The 21,066-nt window shown below is 68.8% G+C and carries 23 protein-coding genes and 1 tRNA gene; 6 read left to right on the top strand and 18 right to left on the bottom strand.

Features of this window, described 5'->3' with window-relative positions; translation table 11 throughout:
* The 12 genes from ACYQ0J_RS09245 to truB all read right to left on the bottom strand — a co-directional run.
* Nucleotides 1-235: GTP-binding protein (locus ACYQ0J_RS09245; RefSeq protein WP_460171866.1), on the bottom strand; the 235-nt coding region annotated here is incomplete at its 3' end.
* A 57-nt stretch (nucleotides 236-292) separates the two neighbouring features.
* Nucleotides 293-2,368 (bottom strand): elongation factor G, encoded by a 2,076-nt coding sequence (fusA, locus tag ACYQ0J_RS09240; RefSeq protein WP_460171865.1) that lies wholly within the window; start codon nucleotides 2,366-2,368, stop codon nucleotides 293-295.
* Nucleotides 2,369-2,371: 3 nt separating this feature from the next.
* Nucleotides 2,372-2,842, bottom strand: coding sequence for a 30S ribosomal protein S7 (gene rpsG, locus ACYQ0J_RS09235; protein ID WP_460171864.1), 471 nt, complete (start codon nucleotides 2,840-2,842; stop codon nucleotides 2,372-2,374).
* A 7-nt stretch (nucleotides 2,843-2,849) separates the two neighbouring features.
* Nucleotides 2,850-3,263 carry a 30S ribosomal protein S12 gene (rpsL, locus tag ACYQ0J_RS09230; protein WP_018110828.1) on the bottom strand — a complete coding sequence of 138 codons (414 nt, stop codon included), beginning with the start codon at nucleotides 3,261-3,263 and terminating at the stop codon, nucleotides 2,850-2,852.
* Nucleotides 3,264-3,447: 184 nt separating this feature from the next.
* Nucleotides 3,448-3,522, bottom strand: a tRNA-Thr gene (locus ACYQ0J_RS09225).
* A 40-nt stretch (nucleotides 3,523-3,562) separates the two neighbouring features.
* The gene (locus tag ACYQ0J_RS09220; protein WP_460171863.1) at nucleotides 3,563-4,678 is read right to left on the bottom strand and encodes an ABC transporter permease; all 1,116 of its coding nucleotides are present in this window, start codon (nucleotides 4,676-4,678) and stop codon (nucleotides 3,563-3,565) included.
* Between the two features lie 20 nt (nucleotides 4,679-4,698).
* Entirely contained in the window at nucleotides 4,699-5,127 is a 429-nt protein-coding gene (locus ACYQ0J_RS09215; RefSeq protein ID WP_460171862.1) for a 3D domain-containing protein, read from the bottom strand.
* Nucleotides 5,128-5,322: 195 nt separating this feature from the next.
* Nucleotides 5,323-6,129 carry a hypothetical protein gene (locus ACYQ0J_RS09210; protein ID WP_460171861.1) on the bottom strand — a complete coding sequence of 269 codons (807 nt, stop codon included), beginning with the start codon at nucleotides 6,127-6,129 and terminating at the stop codon, nucleotides 5,323-5,325.
* 61 nt (nucleotides 6,130-6,190) lie between these two features.
* Nucleotides 6,191-7,756 (bottom strand): DAK2 domain-containing protein, encoded by a 1,566-nt coding sequence (locus tag ACYQ0J_RS09205; RefSeq protein WP_460171860.1) that lies wholly within the window; start codon nucleotides 7,754-7,756, stop codon nucleotides 6,191-6,193.
* Nucleotides 7,749-8,090 carry an Asp23/Gls24 family envelope stress response protein gene (locus tag ACYQ0J_RS09200; protein ID WP_460171859.1) on the bottom strand — a complete coding sequence of 114 codons (342 nt, stop codon included), beginning with the start codon at nucleotides 8,088-8,090 and terminating at the stop codon, nucleotides 7,749-7,751. Before ACYQ0J_RS09200 ends, ACYQ0J_RS09205 begins: the two co-directional genes overlap by 8 nt.
* 1 nt (nucleotide 8,091) lies before the next feature.
* Nucleotides 8,092-9,201, bottom strand: coding sequence for an alanine dehydrogenase (ald, locus tag ACYQ0J_RS09195; protein ID WP_460171858.1), 1,110 nt, complete (start codon nucleotides 9,199-9,201; stop codon nucleotides 8,092-8,094).
* Nucleotides 9,202-9,203: 2 nt separating this feature from the next.
* Nucleotides 9,204-10,142, bottom strand: a complete 939-nt coding sequence (truB, locus tag ACYQ0J_RS09190) for a tRNA pseudouridine(55) synthase TruB (protein WP_460171857.1) — start codon at nucleotides 10,140-10,142, stop codon at nucleotides 9,204-9,206.
* Between the two features lie 45 nt (nucleotides 10,143-10,187).
* Between truB and ACYQ0J_RS09185 the strand changes: the two genes are divergently transcribed.
* The 6 genes from ACYQ0J_RS09185 to ACYQ0J_RS09160 all read left to right on the top strand — a co-directional run bounded on the left by ACYQ0J_RS09185 (nucleotide 10,188) and on the right by ACYQ0J_RS09160 (nucleotide 14,796).
* Nucleotides 10,188-10,976 (top strand): enoyl-CoA hydratase/isomerase family protein, encoded by a 789-nt coding sequence (locus ACYQ0J_RS09185; protein ID WP_460171856.1) that lies wholly within the window; start codon nucleotides 10,188-10,190, stop codon nucleotides 10,974-10,976.
* Nucleotides 10,976-11,674, top strand: a complete 699-nt coding sequence (locus ACYQ0J_RS09180; protein ID WP_460171855.1) for a pseudouridine synthase — start codon at nucleotides 10,976-10,978, stop codon at nucleotides 11,672-11,674. The genes ACYQ0J_RS09185 and ACYQ0J_RS09180 overlap by 1 nt, the downstream gene beginning before the upstream one ends.
* Entirely contained in the window at nucleotides 11,671-12,216 is a 546-nt protein-coding gene (gene hpt, locus ACYQ0J_RS09175; protein WP_460171854.1) for a hypoxanthine phosphoribosyltransferase, read from the top strand. The genes ACYQ0J_RS09180 and hpt overlap by 4 nt, the downstream gene beginning before the upstream one ends.
* Entirely contained in the window at nucleotides 12,213-12,881 is a 669-nt protein-coding gene (locus ACYQ0J_RS09170; protein ID WP_460171853.1) for a queuosine precursor transporter, read from the top strand. Before hpt ends, ACYQ0J_RS09170 begins: the two co-directional genes overlap by 4 nt.
* Nucleotides 12,882-12,973: 92 nt before the next feature.
* Complete coding sequence (locus tag ACYQ0J_RS09165; RefSeq protein WP_460171852.1) at nucleotides 12,974-14,200, top strand: adenylosuccinate synthase; 1,227 nt, start codon at nucleotides 12,974-12,976, stop codon at nucleotides 14,198-14,200.
* A gap of 32 nt (nucleotides 14,201-14,232) precedes the next feature.
* On the top strand, nucleotides 14,233-14,796 hold the full coding sequence (locus tag ACYQ0J_RS09160; RefSeq protein ID WP_460171851.1) for a Uma2 family endonuclease: 564 nt from the start codon (nucleotides 14,233-14,235) through the stop codon (nucleotides 14,794-14,796).
* Here the strand turns inward: ACYQ0J_RS09160 and trpD are convergent.
* The 6 genes from trpD to ACYQ0J_RS09130 form a co-directional block, all read right to left on the bottom strand.
* The gene (gene trpD / locus ACYQ0J_RS09155) at nucleotides 14,786-15,775 is read right to left on the bottom strand and encodes an anthranilate phosphoribosyltransferase (RefSeq protein WP_460171850.1); all 990 of its coding nucleotides are present in this window, start codon (nucleotides 15,773-15,775) and stop codon (nucleotides 14,786-14,788) included. The two genes, ACYQ0J_RS09160 and trpD, sit on opposite strands and share 11 nt — an antisense overlap.
* Nucleotides 15,763-16,344: an anthranilate synthase component II gene (locus ACYQ0J_RS09150; RefSeq protein ID WP_460171849.1), complete on the bottom strand. Its 582-nt coding sequence runs from the start codon at nucleotides 16,342-16,344 to the stop codon at nucleotides 15,763-15,765. The genes trpD and ACYQ0J_RS09150 overlap by 13 nt, the downstream gene beginning before the upstream one ends.
* Nucleotides 16,341-17,729, bottom strand: a complete 1,389-nt coding sequence (trpE, locus tag ACYQ0J_RS09145) for an anthranilate synthase component I (RefSeq protein WP_460171848.1) — start codon at nucleotides 17,727-17,729, stop codon at nucleotides 16,341-16,343. The genes ACYQ0J_RS09150 and trpE overlap by 4 nt, the downstream gene beginning before the upstream one ends.
* A gap of 140 nt (nucleotides 17,730-17,869) precedes the next feature.
* Nucleotides 17,870-19,420 (bottom strand): L-glutamate gamma-semialdehyde dehydrogenase, encoded by a 1,551-nt coding sequence (pruA, locus tag ACYQ0J_RS09140; RefSeq protein ID WP_460171847.1) that lies wholly within the window; start codon nucleotides 19,418-19,420, stop codon nucleotides 17,870-17,872.
* Nucleotides 19,421-19,435: 15 nt separating this feature from the next.
* Complete coding sequence (locus tag ACYQ0J_RS09135) at nucleotides 19,436-20,359, bottom strand: proline dehydrogenase (protein ID WP_460171846.1); 924 nt, start codon at nucleotides 20,357-20,359, stop codon at nucleotides 19,436-19,438.
* Nucleotides 20,356-21,018: a GntR family transcriptional regulator gene (locus tag ACYQ0J_RS09130; protein ID WP_460171845.1), complete on the bottom strand. Its 663-nt coding sequence runs from the start codon at nucleotides 21,016-21,018 to the stop codon at nucleotides 20,356-20,358. The genes ACYQ0J_RS09135 and ACYQ0J_RS09130 overlap by 4 nt, the downstream gene beginning before the upstream one ends.
* Between the last annotated feature and the right edge of the window lie 48 nt (nucleotides 21,019-21,066).

The raw sequence follows: 21,066 nt of genomic DNA, 5'->3' as shown, positions 1-21,066 counted from the left end.
AATAGTGCCGCTTCGCCGTCTCGTACTCCACATGCGCCGTGTTGATGGTAATCCCCCGCGCACGCTCCTCCGGCGCCTTGTCAATCTCCCCGTAGTCCTTCACCTCCACATTCGGGTTCTCCGCCGCCGCCACAAACGTCAACGCCGCCGTCAACGTCGTCTTCCCGTGGTCCACGTGCCCAATCGTCCCCACGTTCACGTGAGGCTTCGTCCGGATAAACTCGCCCTTGGCCATCTTCGTTCTCCTTTCGGCAAGCACGGGTGGGCCCAAGGGCCCACCCCCAAAGCACCCTTACTGACCCTTGATGAGCTTCTCCTGGACCTGCTTGGGGACCTCCTGGTAGTGGTCGAAGAACATGACGAAGGAGCCCCGCCCCTGGGTCTTGGAGCGCAGGTCCGTGGCGTAGCCGAACATCTCCGCCAGGGGCACGTAGGCCCGGATCACCTGGGCGTTGCCCCGGGGCTCCATGCCCAGGATCTGGCCCCGGCGGGCGTTGAGGTCGCCGATGACGTCGCCCATGTACTCCTCGGGGGTGGTGACCTCCACCCGCATGATGGGCTCGAGGACCACCGGATCCCCCTTCTGCACCGCCTCCTTGATGGCCATGGACCCGGCGATCTTAAAGGCCATCTCCGAGGAGTCCACCTCGTGGTAGGAGCCGTCGTAGAGGGTGACCTTGACGTCCACCACGGGGAAGCCGATGAGGGGACCCGACTGCATGGCCTCCTCAATGCCCTTCTGCACCGCGGGGATGTACTCCTTGGGGATCACCCCGCCCACGATGGCGTTCACGAACTCAAACCCGGACCCGCGGGGCAGGGGCTCGGCCTTGATCTTCACGTGGCCGTACTGGCCGCGGCCACCCGTCTGGCGGATGAACTTGCCCTCCACATCCACGGGGCGGGTGATGGTCTCCCGGTAGGCCACCTGGGGCTTGCCCACGTTGGCGTCCACCTTGAACTCCCGCTTCAGCCGGTCCACGATGATCTCCAGGTGGAGCTCGCCCATCCCGGAGATGATGGTCTGGCCGGTCTCGGGGTGGGTGGACACGCGGAAGGTGGGGTCCTCTTCGGCCAGGCGGGCCAGGGCCTGGGAAAGCTTGTCCTGGTCCGCCTTGGTCTTGGGCTCTATGGCCACATCGATGACCGGCTCGGGGACCTCGATGGACTCCAGGACCACCCGCGGGGCGTCCTCCCCCACCAGGGTGTCCCCGGTGATGGTCTCCTTGAGGCCCACCACCGCCCCCAGGTCCCCCGCCTTCAGCTCCTCCACCTCCTCCCGGTGGTTGGCGTGCATGCGGAGGAGGCGGGCCACCCGCTCCTTGCGCCCCTTGGTGGTGTTGTAGACATAGGAGCCCGAGGTGATGGTGCCGGAGTAGACGCGGATGAAGGTGAGGCGGCCCACGTAGGGGTCGGCCATGATCTTGAAGGCCAAGGCCGCCAGGGGCCCCTCGGGGTCGGGGTGGATCTCCACCGCCTCGCCCTCGGGCGTGGTGCCCTTGATGGGGGGGATGTCCAAGGGGGAGGGCAGGTAGTCCACCACCGCGTCCAGGAGGAGCTGGACGCCCTTGTTCTTCAAGGCCGAACCCAGGAACACGGGGGTGATCTGGATGTCAATAGTGCCCTTGCGGATGGCCGCCACCAGCTCTTCCTCGGTGGGCTCCTCCCCCTCCAGGTACTTGAGCATCACGTTCTCGTCAAAGTCGGCGGCGGCCTCAATGAGCTTCTCGCGGTACTCCCGCGCCTGGGCCAGGTACTCCTCGGGGACGGGGATCTCCCGGATGTCGGTGCCCAGGTCGTTGCCGTAGGTGTAGGCCTTCATCCGGAGGACGTCGATGATCCCCGAGAAGGTGTCCTCCCGACCGATGGGGAGCTGCATCACCACCGGGCGCGCCCCCAGGCGCTCCTGCATGGTGCGGATCACGAGCCAAAGGTCGGCCCCGGTCTTATCCATCTTGTTGGCGAAGGCGATGCGGGGCACCTTGTACTTCTCCGCCTGGCGCCACACGGTCTCCGACTGGGGCTCCACCCCTTGGCTGGAGTCGAAGACCACGATGGCCCCGTCCAGCACCCGCATGGAGCGCTCCACCTCAATGGTGAAGTCCACGTGGCCCGGGGTGTCGATGATGTTGATGCGGTGGTCCTTCCAGAAGCAGGTGGTCACGGCGGCGGTGATGGTGATGCCCCGCTCCCTTTCCTGCTCCATGAAGTCCATGGTGGCCGCGCCCTCGTGGACCTCCCCGATCTTGTGGATCTTGCCGGTGTAGTAGAGGATGCGCTCGGTGGTGGTGGTCTTGCCGGCGTCGATGTGCGCGGCGATGCCGATGTTACGGAGCCTCTTTAGGTCGTACGCTACCCTGACCGCCATGGCTTACCACCGGTAGTGGGCGTAGGCGCGGTTGGCCTCGGCCATGCGCTCCACGTCCTCCTTCTTCTTGACCGCCCCGCCCTTGCCCTCAGCGGCATCCATGAGCTCGTGGGCGATGCGCACCGCCGCGCCCCGCTCGGACCGCTGGTTCGCCGCCTGGACCAACCAGCGCAGGGCCAGGGACTGCTGCCTGCGGGGGGAGACCTCCATGGGGACCTGGTAGTTGGCCCCCCCCACGCGGCGGGAACGCACCTCGAGGCGGGGCTTCACGTTCTCCACCGCCTGCTTAAAGACCTTCAAAGGCTCCTGCCCGGTCTTTTCCTGGATGATGCGGCAAGCCTCGTAGAAGATGCGGGCGGCCAGGTTTTTCTTTCCGTCCCGCATGATCTTGTTGATGAAGGCCGACACCACCACGTCCCCGTAGACCAGGTCGGGCTGGAGCTGGCGTACCTCTGCTCTTCTTCTCCGCGCCATAGCTCACCTACTTCTTCTTGGCCGGGGCCGCGCCCTTGGTCTCCTTGGGCCTCTTGGTCCCGTACTTGGAGCGGCTCTTCTTGCGGTCCTTCACGCCCTGGGTGTCGTAGACCCCGCGGACGATGTGGTAGCGCACGCCCGGCAGGTCCTTCACACGGCCACCCCGGATGAGGACCACGGAGTGCTCCTGCAGGTTGTGCCCTTCCCCGGGAATGTAGGCGGTCACCTCGTACCCCGAGGTGAGGCGCACCTTGGCCACCTTGCGTAGGGCCGAGTTGGGCTTCTTGGGGGTCACGGTGCGCACCACCGTGCACACCCCCCGGCGGAAAGGCGACCCCTTCAAGGCGGGAACCTTGCTCTTCTTCTGGACCTTCTCGCGGCCCCTTCGGACTAGCTGGTTGATCGTCGGCAGTGCCACCACTCCCTTCTTCTTGGACTTGCCCCCGTGTTCTCAAGATCCACCCGGGGGAAGGTTCCCCCGGTTCTGCCCGCACAGGGCACCCCCTCAGGGCCAGGGGCTGGCCCTGAGGGCCCTCAACTTGACTAGTGTACAGAACCAGGCCCCTTCTCGCAAGTAGACCCCCCGCCTTCCGGCGGGGGGCTTCTGGAGCCGGTGGCCGGATTTGAACCGGCGGCCTACCGCTTACGAGGCGGTTGCTCTACCGCTGAGCTACACCGGCCCACCCCCAAGAGTTTAGGGCAGGGCAGGGATTTTGGCAACTACCGGAGCACCACCCCCGGCTGGACCCTGAGGGCGCGGAGGAGGGGCAAGAGGGCGGAGAGGAAGGTGGCCACCAGGCTCGCCGCGCTCACGGCCGCGAAGTCGGAAAGGCGCATCTCCACGGGGAGGTGGGTGAGGAAGTAAAGCTCCCCGGGGAGGTCCACCGGGCGCCAGGAAAGGTAGAGGCAGAGCAGGTAGCCCAGGAGGTTGCCGAGAAGCACGCCCCCGAGGCCCAGGAAGACCCCCTCCAGGGCGAAGACCAGGCCCACGGTAAACCTCGAGGCCCCCATGGCCCGAAGGAGGGCGATCTCCGGGGTCTTCTCCACCACCTTCAGCACGAGGAGGTTGGCCACGCCCAGGGCCGCCACCGCCACGATGAGGAAGACCAGGATGCCCAAGACCCGCTTCTGCAGGGCGAGTTGCTCCAAGAGGGTGCGCTGGGTGTCCTGCCAGGCCTGGGGGAAGAACCGGGTGCCCCCAAGCGCCGCCCCCACCTCCTTGGCCCGCCAGGGGTCCTTGAGGCGCACCTGGTAGCCCTGGGCCCGAAGCCCGGAAAGCCGCTCCACCTCCTCCAGGGGGACGAAGGCGTAGGCGGAGTCCAGGAGGTAGTTGCCCGTGCGGAAGGTGCCCAGGACCTTAAGCGTTACCCGCTCCTGGGTGGCGGACATGGCGTAAAGCCGCTCCCCGGGGAAGACGCCCAGGGACTGGGCCAGGGCCGATCCCAGGTAGATCCCCCCCGGCTCCAGCCTCATCCCCAGCTCCGGGTACAGGGCCTCCCCCCCCTCCCCCAGGCCCACCAGGGTGGCGAAGTCCACCCCCGGCCCTCGAGGCCCCTCCGCGGGGCGAGTGAGGAGGGCCTTGGTGGCGGCGAAGGGGGCGTAGGCCGCCACCTCGGGATGGGAAGGGAGGGGTGGGACCTCCTCTGTCAAGCTGAAGAGGACCAGGTGGGGGTAGGCCTTGAGGGTGGCCCGCACCAGGCCGCTCACGAACCCGTTGGTGAGGGAAAGCGCCGCCAAGAGCACCGCCACCCCCACCCCCACCCCCAGGAGGGCCAGGGCCGTCTGCAAGGGCCTGCGCCGCAGGTGGGCCAGGGCTAGGAAAAGGGCGAAGCGCACGCCCCCAGGATACGAAGGCCTCAGCGCCTCGGGTACTCCACCACCTCCAAGGCCAAAAGCCTGCGGCCAAAGCGCAAGGCCGTGGCCCGGTCCGGGAGCCAGACGTCCACCTTTTCCCGCATCCTGGGGTGCATCACGTCGGCCACCACGAAGACGCGGTCCCGGAAAAGGGGGTCAAACTGGCCCTTCCCCCGCCCATAGATGGAGCCCAGGTCCCGGAGGCGGACCTTGGTCCCGAAGGGGAGGACCCTGAGGAGGTCGCGGCTCACCGCCAAGACCCCCAGGCGGGTGCGCATGCCCGTGGCGGTGACAAAGGGCGTGGCGTCGGTCTCCCGCACGCTGGAGGTGTAGGCCGTGGCCTCCAAGACCATGGCCTTGGGGCGACTGGACTGGCCCGAGGCCCCCGCAACGGCGAGGGCGAGGAGGAGCGCAAGGAGCAAACCCCGCATAGCGCCCCTGAGTATGCGCAAAAACCCAGGAGGCTCCTGAGAAGCATGAGGCCCAGCCCTCATGCAAAGGCCCCCACCCGCGATTAGTGAAATTCCAAAAACTTAAGAAACCCGCAGGATAGGGAGCGCATCCCGCGGGTTTGAATGAGAAGATGATTAAGGCCCTTAAGGCTACGCTAACCTTCCTCAAAGACCCTAGGGGCAGGGGGTACCGGAGAGGCTCAGGGTGTAGCGCCCACTCCCCTCCTCGTCAAACCCCGCCCGGGCCAGGCCGCGGTCCCGCACCACCAGGAGGGTGGCTGGGGAAACGAGGGCGCAGTTCATCACGGGATCCAGGGTCCTCGGATAGAGGTCTTCAGGGCTGTTGTAAAGGAGGGCCACCAGGTCCAGGGGGCCTGCGTAGCTAAGGCGCAGGTAGCCCGTGGCCGAGGACACGTTGTACCGGTCAAACTCCCCGATGAACTCAATGGCCCCCACCTTGGTGCCGGAGGAGAAGGCCTCGCCCTGGCCCGCAGGGTTGGGGGTAAAGGCCGTGGCGGAAAGGCCCACCCGGTCCTGGCTCAGGACGTAGTTCTCCACCCGCAGGTAGTAGGTCCGGCCCGCCTGGCCCCGGAAGTTGAGGCGCACCCCGGGGTCCACGGTAAGCCCTTGAGGCCTTAGGGCCAGGGGGGCCACCTCGGGATAGGCCCCGAACCAGTTCCGGGCCACGCTCACCGCCTGGACCACGCCCCTCTCGTCCGAGAGGACGAGGCGGAGCCGGGCGCTAAGCTCCAGCTCCGCCGAAACCGCCGCCACCTGGAAGGCCCCGTCCTGGGCCACGGGGATGCGGTAGACCGCCACCCCAGGCCGGAGCCTTCCCCCGGCCTCCTCCTGGGCCGGGGGCAGGGTGGCCACCCGGCTTTCCCCCACGGGGAGTTCCCCGCTCACCGGGGGGCTAAGCTCCAGGTTGCAGGCCGAAAGGAACAGGGCCAAGAGGCCCACCCCCCATACCCTCCGCCGCATCGGAACCTCCTCGCCCTCAGGATACCGCGAAGAGGGGCTAAGGGGTTGAGCCTCCCTTTAGCTATTCCATGACGCCCAAGTAGGCGTAAGGGTCAGGCCCCCCGGGGAGGATCTCCACCGCCAGGCCGGGGAACTTCTCCGCCACCGCCTCCGCCTTGGCCTTCTCGGTGTTGGGCCCCAGGAAGAGGGTGAGCACCTCCTTGCCCTCTTGGGCCAAGCGGATGAGGCCCTCCAGGGCCTCCTCCGGCGTCTCCCCCACCAGGACCAGCCTGCCGTCCAGAAGGCCGATGGGCTTGTCCCTGAGCACCTTGAGGCCGTCCACCTCGGCGTCCCGGCTGGCCCAGGTGACCTCGAGGGTCCTGGCCCCTGCCGCCGCCTCCTCCATCTCGGGAAGAAGCTCCTCCACCTCCGCCTCGGGGAAGTAGCGCACCGCCGCCGCCAAGCCCTGGCCCAGGGTGCGGGTCTTTAGGATGTGAACCTCCTTCCCCATCCCCCGGGCGAGCCGGGCCGCCTCTTCCGCGGCCAGAAAGACGTTGGGGTTGTTGGGCAGCAAGATCACCCTGGGGTTAGGAAGGCTCCGGATGGCGGAGAGGAGGTCCTCCACGCTGGGGTTTTGCGTCTGCCCCCCGGCCACCACCCGCGCCCCCAGGCTGCGGAAGGCCCGGGCCACCCCGTGCCCCAGGGCCACGGCCACCAGACCCGTGGGGGGTGGGGCCTCGGCCGAGGCCCCGGCCATGGCCAGGATCTCCGTGTGCTGCTCGGTCATGTCCTCCACCTTGGTCCGCACCATGCGGCCAAAGCGGGCCACGGTGGCGAGAAGGCCGTCGGGGTCATCGGTGTGGATGTGCCCCTTCACGTAGCCCTCGGCCCCCACCACCAGGAGGGAGTCCCCGAAGGGGGCCACGGCCTCGCGGATCTTCTCTAGGGGCACCTCCACCCCCTCCATGAGGAACTCCGTGCAGTAACCGAACTCCTCGGGGGCGAAGGCGGTCTGGGCGTAACGCTCCACCTTGGGGGGTTCGGGGAGGGGAAGCCTCAAGGCGTAGCCCCGCAGGCCCTCCAGGAAGCGCACGTACCCCGCACCCCCCGCGTCCACCACCCCCGCCTGCTTCAGCACGGGGAGGAGCTCGGGGGTCGTGGCCAAGGCGGCCCGGGCGGCCTCCAGGGCGCTTTCCAGGACGGCCTCGAGGCCCTCCCCTTTGGCCCCCTCCGCCGCCGCCCTGGCCACGGTGAGGATGGTGCCCTCCACCGGCTTCATCACCGCCTTGTAGCCCGTCTCCGCCCCCAGGCGCAGGGCCTGGCGCAGGGTGGCGGCGTCCAGCACCTCCTTCCGGCGGATGGCCTCGGTGAAGCCCTTCAGGATCTGGGAGAGGATGACCCCGCTGTTGCCCCGGGCCCCCAGGAGGCTCCCGTAGGCGATGGCCCGGGCCACCTCGGGCATCCTGGAGGTGTCCACCAGGTCCAGCTCCCGCCGGGCGGACTGGAGGGTGAGGTGCATGTTGGTGCCGGTGTCTCCGTCGGGCACGGGGTAGACGTTGAGGGCGTTCAGCTCCTCCACGTAGACCCCAAACCAGTCCGTGGCGTAGCGGAAGGCCTCCGCCAGCTCCCCCGGGGCCCAGTTACCCACGCCCCACCCCCACCACGTGGACCCGCACCTGGGAGAGCCTCACCCCCGCCAGCTTCTCGGCGGCGAAGGCCACCCGTTCCGCCAGAGACTCCACCACCGTGGGGATGCGGGTGCCCACGGCCACCACCACGTAGAAGTCCGCGGTGTACTGGCCGGGGCTCGCCGGGTCCTGGCGCACCACCACCCCCTCGCTGGCCTCCTGCCGCCCCAGGATGCGCACCACCTGCTCCTTAAGCCCCGCCGGGGCCATGCCCACCACCCCCGGCACCTCGTGGGCGGCCAGGGCCAGGAGGGAGGCCAGGGCGGCTTCCGTGAGGGTCACGCGGCCCTGCATCCTACCTCCCGAGCGCCTCCTCCGGAGGCGTGTAGGCCAGGCCGAAGGCCTCGGCCACCCCAGGGTGGGTGAGGAGGCCCTTGTGGGTGTTCAGCCCCTTGCGAAGGGCCCCGTCCTCCCAGAGGGCCTCGAGGCCCTTCTCCGCCAGCTTCAGCACGTAGGGCAGGGTCTGGTTGGTGAGGGCGAAGGTGCTGGTCCTGGGCACCGCCCCCGGCATGTTGGCCACCCCGTAGTGCACCACCCCGTCCACCACGTAGGTGGGCTCCGCGTGGGTGGTGGGGCGGATGGTTTCCACGCACCCCCCCTGGTCCACGGCCACGTCCACGATGACCGAACCCTCCTTCATCAGGGGGAGCATGTCCCGGGTGACGAGCTTCGGGGCCTTGGCCCCCGGGACGAGCACCGCCCCGATGAGGAGGTCGGCGTGCTGGATGCTCTTCTTGATGTTGGCCTCGGTGGCGGTGAGGGTGACCACCCGTCCCCCGAAGACGTCGTCCAGGTACTGGAGCCGTTTGTGGTTGACGTCCAGGATGGTCACCTGGGCCCCCATGCCCAGGGCGATCTTGGCGGCGTTGGTGCCCACGGTGCCACCCCCCAGGACCACCACGCTGGCGGGGGCCACCCCGGGCACCCCCCCAAGGAGGACCCCCCGCCCCCCCTTGGGCTTCTCCAGGAACTGGGCCCCCACCTGGGGGGCCATGCGCCCCGCCACCTCGCTCATGGGCACCAAGAGGGGCAAGGTGCCATCGGGGAGCTGGACGGTCTCGTAGGCGATCCCCGTGACCCCGCTACGCAGCATGGCCTCGGTGAGGTGGCGGTCCGCGGCCAGGTGCAGGTAGGTGAAGAGGACGAGGCCCTCCCGCAGGAAGGGGTACTCCTCGGGCAGGGGCTCCTTCACCTTCACCACCATCTCCGCCCCCCAGGCCTCCTCCCGGCCCACCAGGTGGGCCCCCGCCCGCTCGTACTCGGCATCGGATAGGCCCGAGCCCACCCCCGCCCCCCGCTCCACCAGCACGGTATGGCCGCGCCTCACCAGGCTCTCCACCCCGCCCGGGGTCAGGGCCACGCGGTTCTCCAGGGTCTTGATCTCCTTGGGCACGCCGATCACCATAGCTACGCCTCCTTTACGAAAACCCGCCGGATCTTGAGCTTGAAGCCGTCGCCCTCCGCGATGGCCAGAAGCCGCCTGCGGGAGTCTACCAGGGTCACGTACCCCAAGGCGGGGATGGGCAAGGGTACCCCCTCCAGGACACGCCTGGCCTCGGTGTGGGAGAGCTCCACCACGGGGTAGGGCAGGGCGTCCACCTCGGGGATGGCCTTGTCCGGGGAGAGCTCGGAAAGCCTCACCGCCCGCTCCAGCCCGATCTTGCCGATGCGGGTGCGCACCAGCCCTGAGAGGAAGGCCTTGGTCTTAAGCCTCTCCCCGAGGTCGCGGGCAAAGGCCCGCACGTAGGTGCCCGGGCCCACCACCAGGCGGATCACCGCGGTGGGGTAGGGACCCAAGGGCTTGGGAAGCTCCACCTTCCTTCCCCCCTTCTCCGCAAGCCGCCAGCCCTTGGCGGAAGGGGCGATGGGATGGGGCGTGGGCGAGGGGTCAAGGGCCAGGAGCTCCACCTCCAGGTACTTCACCGGCCTAGGGCCCAGCTCCAGGGGCTGCCCTTCCCGGGCGGCCTCGTAGGCCCGCTTTCCCCCCACCTTGATGGCGGAGTAGAGGGGGGGCACCTGCGCCTTTAGCTCCAGGAAGGAGGGAAGGAGGTTCTCCAGGTCCTTGCGGTCAAAGCGCACGGGGGCTTCCTCGCTGATGGGCCCCTCCGCGTCCAGGGTGGGGGTGGTGGCCCCGAAGGAAACCCAGGCCAGGTACTCCTTGTCCTCCCCGGAGAGGAAGGGGACGAGCTTGGTGGTCTCCTGGGAAACCAGGAGGAGGAGCCCCGTGGCCAAGGGATCCAGGGTGCCGGTGTGCCCCACCCGGCGGGTAGCAAGGCGCTTCCTGGCCTCCTCCACCACATCGTGGGAGGTGAGGTGGAGGGGCTTGTCCACCGCGTAGAGGGCCATGCCTAGGGGATTGTATCACCGGAGAAGGGGCGGAAGAATGGAGGCATGGACCTGGAGGGCCGCTACCCCGCCCTGCGGTTTGCCTGGCCTAGGCCCGGGGTGCTGGAGATCACCTTTTCCGGGGAGAAGCTGAACGCCCTCCCCCCGGGGGCCCACCGGGACCTGTCCCGGATCTGGCGGGACCTCGAGGGCCTGGAGGAGGTCCGCTCCGTCCTCCTTAAGGGGGAGGGCGGGGTCTTCTCCGCGGGGGGTTCCTTCGCCCTCATTGAGGAGATGCGGGCCTCCCACGAGGCCCTGATGCGGGTCTTCTGGGAGGCCAGGGACCTCGTCCTGGGGCCCCTCAACTTCCCGAGGCCCGTGGTGGCGGCGGTGGAGGGGGTGGCGGTGGGGGCGGGGCTCGCCCTGGCCCTGGCCTCGGACGTGGTGGTGGCGGGGAGGAAGGCGAGGCTCCTGGACGGCCACCTGCGCCTGGGGGTGGCGGCGGGGGACCACGCCGTCCTCCTCTGGCCCCTCCTGGTGGGCATGGCCAAGGCCAAGTACCACCTCCTCCTGAACGAGCCCCTCACGGGGGAGGAGGCGGAGCGGCTTGGCCTCATCGCCCTGGCGGTGGAGGACGAAAGGGTCTACGAGAGGGCCCTCGAGGTGGCGGAGAGGCTCGCCCAAGGCCCCAAGGAGGCCCTAAGCCTCACCAAGCACGCCCTCAACAACTGGCTTAGGACCTTCCTCCCCCACTTTGAGGTCTCCCTGGCCCTGGAGTTCCTGGGGTTCTCAGGAAACGAGGTGGAGGCGGGCCTGAGGGCCCTGAGGGAAAAGCGCCCGCCCCACTTCCCATGATGCGCCTGCAAGCCTTCTTGGCCCGGGCCGGGGTGGCAAGCCGCCGGAATGCGGAGGACCTCATCCGCCAGGGCCGGGTGCGGGTGAACGGGGTGGTGGCGAGCCTCGGCCAGAAGGTGGGGCTCGAGGACCTGGTGGAGGTGGACGGGAAGCGGGTGGAGCCCCCCAAGGCGCGCCTGGTCCTGGCCCTCCACAAGCCCAAGGGCTACACCACCACCCGCCGCGACCCCCATGCCCGGCACACGGTTTACGAACTCCTCCCCGATATCCCCGGCCTGCACCCCGTGGGCCGCCTGGACCGGGACTCGGAGGGGCTCCTTCTCTTCAGCAACGACGGCGACCTCACCTTTCGCCTCACCCACCCCCGCTTCGGGGTGCGGAAGGTCTACCGGGTGTGGACGGAACGGGGCACCCTGCCCGAAGGGGTCTGCCAGAGGCTCCTAAAGGGCATACTCCTGGAAGACGGCCCCGCCCAGGCCCTCGCCTGCCGCCCCGCGCCCGGGGGGGCCTTCCTCACCCTGGCAGAGGGCAGGAAGCGGGAGGTGCGGCGGATGCTTAGGGCGGTGGGCTACCCGGTGCGGCGCCTCCTCAGGGTACAGATCGGGCCCATCCGCCTGGGGGATCTTCCCCCCGGCCGGTGGCGCCTCCTCTCGGAGGAAGAGGTGGCGGCCCTGCTCCGGGAAAGCCCGGTAGAATGAAGGGCATGTTTACCGCGGGGAACGGACCCGTGCAGCTAAGCGCGGAAGCCATCGCCAAGCGAGTTCAGGAGCTGGGGGAGGCCATCGCCCGGGACTACCAGGGAAAGAACCCCCACCTCATCTGCGTCTTAAACGGCGCCTTCATCTTCATGGCCGACCTGGTGCGGGCCATCCCCTTGCCCCTCACCCTGGACTTCATCTCCATCAGCTCCTACGGAAACGCCTACAAGACGAGCGGCGAGGTGGAGCTCATCAAGGACCTGCGCCTGCCCATCCACGGCCGGGACGTGATCGTGGTGGAGGACATCGTGGACACGGGGCTCACCCTCTCCTACCTCCTGGACTACCTGGAGGCCAGAAAACCCGCCTCCATCCGGGTGGCCGCCCTCCTCTCCAAGCCCGCCCGCCGTCAGGTGGAGGTGCCCATCCACTACCTGGGCTTTGAGATTGAGGACGCCTACGTCTACGGCTACGGCCTGGACCGGGCCCAGTTTGACCGCAACCTGCCCTTCATCACCTCCATCCGCCCGGAGGAAGAATGAGGTACCTGGACCTCCTCACCGCCCTCTTCGCCACGGTGCTTCTGGTCTCCAACGTGGCCTCCACCAAGCTGGTGGTGCTGGGGCCCTTTACCTTTGACGGGGGCACCCTCCTCTTCCCCTTGGCCTACATCTTCGGGGACGTGCTCACCGAGGTCTACGGCTACAAAAGGAGCCGCCGGGTCATCTGGACGGGCTTCTTCGCCCTCCTCCTCGCCACCCTCACCTTCCAAATGGTGGCGGCCCTCCCCACCCCGCCCGACGGGGAAAGCCGGCGCTTCGGTGAGGCCTTCGGCCTCCTCCTCGGCCTCACCCCCAGGATCGTCTTGGGAAGCCTCCTGGCCTACTTCCTGGGGGAGTTCGCCAACGCCTACGTGCTGGCCAAGCTCAAGGTGAGGACGGAGGGGCGCTTCTTCTGGCTCAGGGCCATGGCCTCCACCCTGGTGGGCCAGGGGCTGGACACCGGGGTCTTCCTCCTGGTGGCCTTCTACGGGGTCTTCCCCAACGAGGTGCTCCTCGCCGTCTTTCTCTCCAACTACGCCTTCAAGGTGGGCGTGGAGGCCCTCATGCTCCCCGCCACCTACGGGGTGGTGGGCTTCTTGAAGCGGGCCGAGGGCCTGGACGTCTACGACCGGGACACGGACTTCAACCCCTTCCGCCTGGCCTGAGCCCCGGCTCTCACCTCCCCCCGATACCGGACCCCTCTTCCCCAAAGGGGGGTTTCCCGGCCCTGGCCCCGGCTGGCGTAGACTTAGAGGGTATGCCGGGCATCGCCATCATCGGGGCGCAGTGGGGGGACGAGGGCAAGGGTAAGGTGGTGGATGTCCTGGCCCGGGAGGCCGACTACGTGATCCGCTACCAGGGGGGGGCCAATGCCGGGCACACGGTGGTGGCCGAGGGCAGGGTTTTCAAGCTCAACCTCCTGCCCTCGGGGGTCATCCACCCCCATGCGGTGAACGTTCTGGCCGACGGCATGGTCATAGACCCCTTCCGCTTCCAGGAGGAGCTTGCCCACCTCCGCCAGGAGGGCTTTGACCCCAAAGTCCTGGTCTCGGAGCGGGCCCACCTGGTCCTTCCCCACCACAAGCACGTGGAAAGCCGCCACAACTTCGTGGGCACCACGGGCCGGGGCATCGGCCCCGCCTACTCCGACCGGGCACGGCGGGTGGGGATCCGGGCCGGGGACCTTTTGGACGAGGCCACCTTGAGGGAGAGGGTGCGCCGCCTCCTCACCGAGAAGCCCAACTCCACCCGGGAGGCGGGCTGGGACACGGAGGAAAAGGCCCTCGCCGACCTCCACCGCATGCGGGAGATCCTAAGCCCCTACATCGCCGACACGGGGGCCATCCTCCGCGAGGCCTGGCGCAAGGGGAAGCGCCTCCTCTTCGAGGGGGCCCAGGCCACCCTCCTGGACCTGAACTACGGCACCTACCCCTTCGTGACCAGCTCCCATCCCACCGTGGGCGGGATCCTGGTGGGGACGGGCCTTTCCCACAAGGCCATCAACAAGGTCTACGGCGTGGCCAAGGCCTACGCCACCAGGGTGGGGGAAGGCCCCTTCCCCACGGAGATCCAAGGGGAGCTGGCCCGCCACCTCCGGGAAAAGGGCGGGGAGTACGGTACCACCACGGGCAGGCCCCGCAGGGTGGGCTGGCTGGACCTGGTGGCCCTCCGGTACGCCTGCGAGGTGAACGGGTTTGACGGCCTCGTCCTCACCAAGCTGGACGTGCTCTCCGGGCTGGAGAAGGTGAAGGTGGCCGTGGAGTACCTGGACGGAAGCCGCCCGGGGGAGGCGGACCCGAGGGCGGTGCGCTACGTGGAGCTTCCGGGCTGGGGCGACCTCTCCCACGTGAAGCGCCGGGAGGACCTCCCCCAAAGCCTCCTCCGCTACCTGGAGCTCGTAGAGGAACACACCGGAATCCCCGTGGTCCTCTTTTCCACCAGCCCCAGGCGGGAGGACACCTTCGGGGCGGTGAGCTGGGTGTAAGCGCCCAAGGCGCGCCCGCGTATACTGAAGCCATGCCCCGAAGCGCCCCCCTGCGCCGGGCCACCTTTGAGGAGTTCCTGGCCTTGGAGGCCGCCTCCTCCGAACGCCACGAGTTCGTGGAGGGGCTGATCTTCGCCATGGCCGGGGGAACGGATGTTCACAACCGCCTGGTGGCCCGCCTTCTCCTAAAGCTTCTCCCCAAAGCCGAGGCCAAGGGGTGCGAGGCCTTCGCCGAAGGCATGCTCCTCAAGGTGGGGGAAGCCGCCTACTACCCGGACCTCTTCGTCACCTGCGAGGAATCCCTAAACGGAGCCCCCTACAAGGAGACCGCGTGCCTGGTGGTGGAGGTCCTTTCCCCGGGCACGGAGGCCATAGACCGCGGGGAGAAGCTCCTCCGCTACCGGGAGCTTCCCGGCCTTCAGGCCTACGCCCTCGTGGCCCAGGAGGCCAGGCGGGTGGAGATCTACCGCCGCCTGCCCGATGGCAGCTGGCGCTACGAGGTGGTGGAGGAGGGTCAGGTGGAGCTTCCCTGCGTGGGAGCGGTCCTGGACCTGGAGGAGCTCTACCGTGGGCTCCCCCTGGGGCCTAGGCCCTGAGGAAGGCCACGTAGCGCTCCAGAAGCAGGTAGGCCTCCCCCGAGGCCAAGACCTCCCGGGCCAGGGCCACGCCCTCGGCGAGGGCCAACACCTTCCCCGCCGCGTAGAACCCGGCCCCTGCCGCCAGGGCCACGGCATCCGCCAGGGGCCCCTTTTCCTCCCCCTTGAGGAGGCGGCGGGCCAGCTCGGCGTTCTCCTGGGGGCTACCCCCTCTGAGGACCGAGAGGGGGGCCCTCTTCAGGCCCACCGCCTCCGGGGTGAGGGTATAGGGGCCCTTCCCCACCTCCACCACCTGGTTCTCCCCCAGGACGAGCTCGTCCGCCCCCTCCCCGTGGACCACGAGGCCCCTGGCCCCAAGCCGCTCCAGGGCCTCGGCCATGGGGGCGAGCCACGCGGGGCTAAAGACTCCGAGCACGTACCGGTCCGCCCCGGCGGGGTTGGTGAGGGGCCCCAGGAGGTTGAAGACCGTGCGGATGCCAAGCTCCGCCCTTACGGGGGCCACGTGGCGCATGGCGGGGTGGAAGACCCGGGCGAAGAGGAAGCCAAAGCCGAGGGTTTCTATGGCCTCCCCCACCCGTTCGGGGGGGGCTTCCAGGTCCACCCCCAGGGCCTCGAGGAGGTCTGCGCTCCCCGCGCGGGAGCTCGCCGCCCGGTTTCCGTGCTTAGCCACCGCCACCCCCCCCGCCGCCGCCACCAAGGCCCCCAGGGTGGAGAGGTTCAAAAGCCCCTGGTGGTCCCCCCCCGTGCCCACCAGGTCCAAGAGGGGGCGCCGCTTCACGGGAAGGGGCCTCGCCGCCTCCCGCATGGCCCTGGCCATGGCGGCGATCTCGTGGGGCCTCTCTCCCCGCAGGCTCAAGGCGGTGAGGAGCCCCGCGGTCCGCACCGGGGACACCTCTCCCCCCATCAGGGCCCGCATGACCCCGTGGGCCTCCTCCTCGGTCAAAACCTCGCCCAAAAGCACCTTCTTCACCGCGTCCATGGGTCCTCCAAGAAGTTCTTGAGGATGAGTTTACCCGCCTCCGTGAGGTAGCTTTCCGGATGGAACTGGACCCCGTGGGTGGGATACTCCCGGTGGCGAAAGCCCATCACTGTGCGGCCCCCCGCCTCCTCCACCCAGGCGTTCACCTCGAGGTCCTCAGGCACCTCCTCCACCACCAGGGAGTGGTAGCGGGTGGCGGGGAAGGGGTTGGGCACCCCGCGAAAGACCCCCGTGCCGTCGTGGTGGATCTCGCTCACCTTGCCGTGCATGAGCACGGGCGCCGGCACCACCTTTCCCCCGAAGGCCGCCCCGATGGCCTGGTGGCCTAAGCAGACCCCCAGGATGGGGTAGCGGGGAGCATAGCGGGCGATGAGGGGCACGGAAAGCCCCGCCTCAAAGGGGGTGCAGGGCCCGGGGCTCACCAGGATCCGCTCCGGGTCCAAGGCCTCCACCTCCTCCAGCCGGAACTGGTCGTTCCGCCACACGATGGGGCTCGCCCCCAGCTCCCCCAGGTACTGCACCAGGTTGTAGGTGAAGCTGTCGTAGTTGTCCACCACCAAGACCCTCATAGCCCCTCCTCCGCCATCTCCACCGCCTTCAGGAGCGCCTGGGCCTTGTTCAGGCACTCCTGGTACTCCCGCTCGGGCACCGAGTCCGCCACGATGCCGGCCCCCGCCTGCACGTGCATCTGGCCGTGGGCGATGACGAAGGTGCGCAAGGTGAGGGCCACGTCCATGGCCCCGTCGTAGGCCAGGTAGCCGAAGCTCCCCCCGTAGGGGCCCCGGCGGTGGGGCTCCAGCTCCTCAATGATCTCCATGGCCCTGATCTTCGGGGCCCCGGAGACCGTGCCCATGGGGAGCACGCTGGCCAAGGCGTCCAAGGGCGTCTTGCCCTCGGCCAAAACCCCCTCCACCGTGGAGACCAGGTGCATCACGTGGGAGTAGTACTCCACGTGCATGGGCTCCAGGACCCGCACCGTGCCAAAGGCGGCCACCCGGCCGATGTCGTTGCGGGAGAGGTCCAGGAGCATCACGTGCTCCGCCCGCTCCTTCTCGTCCTTAAGTAGCTCCTCCGCAAGCCTCCGGTCCTCCTCCTCGGTTTTGCCCCTTGGCCTGGTGCCCGCGATGGGGCGGGTGACCACCCTCTTCCCGTCCGAGCGCAGGAGGCTTTCCGGGCTCGCCGAGACCAGGACCACCTCCCCCAGGTCCAGGTACCCCATGTAGGGGCTCGGGTTCACGCTCCTGAGGGCGCGGTAGAGGGCAAAGGGGTGGACGGTGAGGGGGGAGGAAAGCCGCAAGGAGAGGACCACCTGGAAGATGTCCCCGGCCCGGATGTAGTCCAGGGCCTTCTCCACCGCCTTCAGGTACGCCTCCCGGGGCATGTCCTGCTGGAAGCGGGCCCTGCCCCCCGCCCGTCCCCCCGGCACCCCGGGCAGGGGGCCCTTGAGCCTCCTCTCCGCCCAGGCCAGCCGGGCCTCGGCCTCCTCCGGGTCGGTGCCCGGGGCCACCAGGTGGAGGAGGCTCTGGAGGTGGTCAAAGACAAGGACCACCTCGGGCTCCACGAAGAGGAGGTCGGGGAGGCCCAGGTCGTCGGGCTTGAGGGCGGGCAGGCGCTCGTAGTAGCGGATGAGGTCGTAGGCGGCGTAGCCCACCACCCCCCCGAAGAAGGGGGGCAGGTCGGGGTGGCGCTCCAGGGGGGCAGAGACCTCTTCGTAGAGGGTGCGCAAGGGGTCACGGGTTTCCACCCGCCTCCCGTTCACGGTGAAAACCCCGTCCTTCAGGCGGAAGGTGCGCCTCCCCCCCACCCCCACGATGGAGAAGCGGCTCTGCCTGCCCCGCTCCACCGACTCCAGGAGGAAGCTCACGGGGGCCTTCTCCGAAAGCTTCAGGTAGGCGGTCACCGGGGTTTCCAGGTCCGCCAGCAGGGTCCTGCGAAAAGGCCTTATGGTCGCCATGCCACCCCCTAAAGAAACCCCCCGGGTGTACCCCGGGGGAAAGGCCGCCTCCCTCCCGGGGCCTAGCCGGGCCACCAGGGGCGGGAGGTCGGGCTCATGTTCACCAGGATAGCCCAAAGGACCCCGGGGGTCCAGGGGGCTCAGAAGCGCTCGGCCACCGTCTTCATCTGCAGGAAGTGCAGGAGGTAGTCGGGGCCCCCCGCCTTGGTGTCCGTGCCCGAGAGGTTGAAGCCGCCGAAGGGCTGCACCCCCACCAGGGCCCCGGTGATCTTGCGGTTGAAGTAGAGGTTCCCCACGTGGAACTCCCGCCTGGCCCACTCCAGGTGCTCCCGCTTCCTGGAGTAGACCCCTCCGGTGAGGCCGTAAACGGTGCCGTTCGCCACCTCCAGGGCCTCGGCGAAATCCCCCACCCGGATCACGGAAAGCACGGGGCCGAAGATCTCCTCCTGGGCGATCCTGGCCGTGGGGGCCACCTCGGTGAAGATGGTGGGGGCGATGAAATACCCCTCGCCCTCCAGGCGCTTTCCGCCCAGGACCAGCTGGCCCTCCCCCTTGCCCACCTCAATGTAGGAGAGCACCTTCTCCTCCTGGGCCTTGGAGGCCACCGGGCCCAGGTCGGGGTTCTCCTCCGCGGGGCCCACCACCAGGCGCTCGGAGCGGGCCAGCACCCGCTCCATGAGGGGGGCAAAGGCCTTTTCCGTGACGATGAGGCGGCTTGCCGCCGAGCACTTCTGCCCCTGGAAGCCGTAGGCGGAGATGAGGATGCCCTCGGTGGCGGCGTCCAGGTCGGCGGTCTCGTCCACGATGATGGCGTCCTTCCCCCCAAGCTCCAAGAAGACCCGCTTGAGCCACCTCTGGCCCGGGGCCAGCTTGGCCGCGGCCTCCTGGATGTAAAGGCCCACCTCGAGGCTCCCCGTGAAGTTGATGAAGCGGGTCCTGGGGTGCTCCACCAGGAAGGCCCCCACCTCCCGCCCAGACCCGGGGAGGAGGTTCACCACCCCGGGGGGGAAGCCCGCCTCGTGGAAGATCTCAAAGACCTTGGCGGCGATGACCACCGTGTCCTCCGCGGGCTTGGCCACCACGGTGTTGCCCACCACCACCGGACCTGCCATCATCCCGGTGAAGATGGCGATGGGGAAGTTCCAGGGGGCGATGACCACCCCGGCCCCCAAGGGGATGTAGAAGCTCTCGTTGTCCTCCCCCGGGAAGGGCACCACCTCCACCGAGGGGTACTTGTACTTGAGGGCCTGGCGGGCGTAGTACTCCAGGAAGTCAATGGCCTCGGCCACCTCGGCGCTGGCCTCCACCCAGTTTTTGCCGATCTCGTAGACCAGGGTGGCCTCCAGCTCCCGGCGGCGCCGCTTCATGAGGGCGGCGGCCTTCAGCAGGAGGCGGGACCGGTCCTCCTGGGGCCAGTCCTTCCAGGTCTTGAAGGCCCTCCAGGCGGCCTCGAGGGCGGCCTCCGCCTCCGCCTTTCCCGCCTTGGCCACGGTGCCCACCACCTCCCGGGGGGCCGAGGGGTTCAGGGAGACGATCCGCTCCTTGGTGTCCATCCAGGCCCCATCCAGGTATAGGGGGTAGTGGCGGCCAAACTCGGCGCGCACCCTCCTAAGCGCCTCCTTCATCTCCCGCCGGGCCCCTTCCGTCTGGAAGGTCTCCACGGGCTGGTTGCGGAAAGGTTCTACCGTCATGGCTTCCTCCTTTTGCTAGCCCCTAAGAAGGCTCTGCAGCACCAGGAGAAGGTTCTCCGGCCTCTCGGCGATGCGCCGGGTCAGGTAGGGATACCAGTGGGTGCCGTAGGGCACGTAGGCCCGCACGGTGTACCCCTCCTGGGCAAGCCGGCCCTGCGCCTCGGACCGCACCCCGTAGAGGAGCTGGAACTCAAACCCCTCCTTGGGGAGGCCCATGGCCTCCGTGTAGCGCTTCACCTCGGCGATGAGGCGGGGGTCGTGGGTGGCGAAGGCCACATAAAGCCCTTCCCTCAGGGCGAGCTTCCCCAGGTGCAAGAACTCCGCGTCAATGAGGCGCTTGTCCTGGAAGGCCACCTCCTTGGGCTCCCGGTAAGCCCCCTTGACGAGCCGGAGGTTGGGCCTGTAGGGGAGGAGGTCCCAGAAATCCCGCTCCGTGCGGTAGAGGTAACTCTGGAGAACGATCCCCACCCCGGCAAACCCCTCTTCCCGCAGGGCCTTGTAGATGCGCAAGGTGGCCTCCACGCGGGGAGAGTCCTCCATGTCTATGCGGACGAAGACCCCGCGGGGCTCCGCCTCCTTTAGGATCTCCCGCATCAGGGAGAGGGCCAGGGCCTCCGAGAGGTCCAGGCCCAGCTGGGTGAGCTTCAGGGAGACGTACTTGGGCCAGGGCTTCCCGGCCAAGGCCCGGACGAGCTCCAGGATGCCCCCTTGAAAGGCCCGGGCCTCCTCCTCGCTACGCACCATCTCCCCCAGGAGGTCCAGGATGGCATGCACCCCCTGGGCCTCGAGGCGCTCCGCCGCCTGGAGGGCCTCCTCCAGGGTCTCCCCCGCCACGTAGCGGCGGACCAAGCCCTTGGCCCTCCCCTTGATGAGGGCCTCCACCCGCGGGTTTCCCGCCACGGAAAGCACCACCTGCCGATACGCCAGGTCCAGGTTCATAGCCCTCCTTTCCCGAGCCTCCCCACCACCAGGTCGCGGAACCGGTACACGTGGGCCTCCACCGCCCGCCTGGCCCCCTCGGGGTCCCGGGCCTTCAGGGCCTCGAGGATGGCCCGGTGCTCCCGCCGCGTGGCCTCGTCCTGGGAAAGGGTGGGGAGAGCGCTCCGGGCCAGGGCCAGGGTGGAGAGGAGGTCCTCGTAGAGGCCTAGAAGGGTCTTGTTGCCGGAAAGGCGCACAAGGGCGCGGTGGAACTCCAGGTCGCGGCGCATCTGCTCGGGGTAGTCCTCCCGGGGGGCCTCGTCTATGGCCCGCAGGTACCTTTCCAGCTCGGTGAGCTCCCAAGGGGTGGCCCTTAAGGCCGCCTCCCGCGCCGCCTCCCCTTCCAAGAGGGCCCGCACCCCATAAACCTCCTCCACCTCCTCCGGGGTGAAGACCCTGACCCTGGCCCCCCTGCCGGGGACGAGCTCTATAAGCCCCTCCTCCGCCAGGCGCATGAGGGCCTCCCGCACCGGGGTGCGGGAGACGCCGAGCTCCTGCGCCAGGAGGGGCTCGGAAAGCCTTTCCCCAGGGGCGAAGCGCCCGGAGAGGAGGAGGTCCTTCAGGTGGCGGTAAACCGCCTCGCGCACCTGGTTGGGTCGGCGAAAGCCCACAGCCTGCATCCTGTATACAGGATAAGCGGAGGAGGGCTCCCGGGCAACCCCTAAGCG

Source organism: Thermus sp. FJN-A, assembly GCF_054655095.1.
The sequence above is the reverse complement of the archived record's forward strand: the minus strand, read 5'-3'. Positions and strand labels throughout refer to the sequence as shown.